This window comes from Streptomyces sp. MB09-02B, from assembly GCF_033794485.1.
Taxonomy (GTDB): domain Bacteria; phylum Actinomycetota; class Actinomycetes; order Streptomycetales; family Streptomycetaceae; genus Streptomyces.
The window spans coordinates 1-1,390 of the sequence record NZ_JARGEE010000855.1; the positions used below are offsets into that span (position 1 = coordinate 1).

Consider the following 1,390-nt stretch of genomic DNA (forward strand, 5'->3'; position numbering starts at 1 on the left):
GTCTCCGCCTCCGCTGCCCCCACAACGGCCAAGTCTCAAGTAGCAGTTCAATGAAACGATTGAAGGACCTGCGGCAGGCACACACCGTTCCGGCGGAGACCGGTGCGGAATCCGAGCGACACAGAACTGGAGACGCGACGAAGTGAAGTTCCTTCTCGAAGTCGACCTGGACAGCACGGGCTGGGACGAGGGCACCACCGTCCAGGAGTTGGAGCGCATCCTGCGCTACTGGGGCGGCAACCTCAGGCACTGCGAGATCGGCCCCGGGGACGGGCAGCCCCTGTACGACTCCGGCCACCAGGAGGTCGGCCGCTGGACCGTCACCCCCGGATGACCAGTCGGCCCCCGGCATGATGCCGGGGGCCGGCCCGCGGCCCCACTCCGCTTCGGCCGACCCCCGGACGGGATCGCGTGACACACCGCGACAGGGCTCGCGCTCCCCAGCCACGGGCCCTCGCTCATCACTCACGGGGCCACGCGACCCCGGTCTTCCGGCCGCCGTCGGCAGCCGTGTCTTTACGGGACGTTCAGGTCGTACGGGGCGTTCAGTCGTACGGGTCGTTCCGTCGTACGGGTCGTACGGGTCGTACGGGACTTCAGCTCCTGCGAGAGGTCAGAAGGCGTACAGAACGCTCGCCGCGGAGTCCTTCAGACACTCGTTGGCGAAGGTGCGCTCGTACGCGACGCGCTTGCCCTGCCAGACACCGTGCACGGTGACGATCACCGGGTCGTACTGCTTGGTGCACATCGCCCCGGTGCTCGCGCTCAGCGCCGCGAAGTCACCACCGCTGACGTGGAGTTCGGCGCAGGCGTCGACGGGCGCCGGATGGGTGCCGGCGGGCTTAAGCGCGCAGCTCAGGGTGACCGCGCGCTCGGGGGTGACGGTGGCCGAGGCCTCGCCGTGGCCCACGGTCAGCACCAGGGCCGACGGGGCGTAGAGACCCTTCGCGGCGGGCGCGGGGTCGGCGGGCGCGGGCGCCGCGAGCGTGGGCCCCGCGAGGGGGCCGCAGACAGCGGCGGCCGTCAGGGTGAGAGTCGCTGCCAGGCGCGCGGTCTTCGGCATGGTGGGCATCCTTCCGCTCTGCAGGAGTGCCCGGTCGGCCCCGCCGCATCGGTCGCGCGTACGGAGCCGGCCCGGACGGTGCCGGTTCGGCGAGCGCGAGTCTGCCGGGTCGCAGGCCGGAACACACATCGAACCCACGGGTTTCAGTAACTTTGAGTATTGAATCAGTGGCTCGAAGTCACGGAATTCGAACATGCAAACCCCGATTCTGAGCGGTTCTCGTGCGCCTCGTGATCATGAATGGCCGGATCTCCATGGCTGGGCAATCGGCCTGAAACATTCCGCTTCGGCTCACGACAGCCGCCCGAACGGCCCCCGGCCCCCAGC

General features: G+C 69.4%; 2 protein-coding genes. One reads left to right on the forward strand and one right to left on the reverse strand.

Annotation, left to right across the window (positions count from 1 at the left end; translation table 11 throughout):
- Positions 1 to 142: 142 nt before the first annotated feature.
- Complete coding sequence (locus P1P70_RS44640) at positions 143 to 334, forward strand: hypothetical protein (protein ID WP_319248217.1); 192 nt, start codon at positions 143 to 145, stop codon at positions 332 to 334.
- 279 nt (positions 335 to 613) lie between these two features.
- Here P1P70_RS44640 and P1P70_RS44645 read toward each other — a convergent pair whose 3' ends face one another.
- A complete protein-coding gene (locus P1P70_RS44645; protein ID WP_319248219.1) occupies positions 614 to 1,063 on the reverse strand; it encodes a protease inhibitor in 450 nt (149 codons plus the stop codon).
- Between the last annotated feature and the right edge of the window lie 327 nt (positions 1,064 to 1,390).

What these genes read in the sequence shown, in the direction of transcription:
- P1P70_RS44645 (WP_319248219.1), bottom strand. Translation starts at nt 1,063, where the DNA reads ATGCCGAAGACCGCGCGCCTGGCAGCGACTCTCACCCTGACGGCCGCC.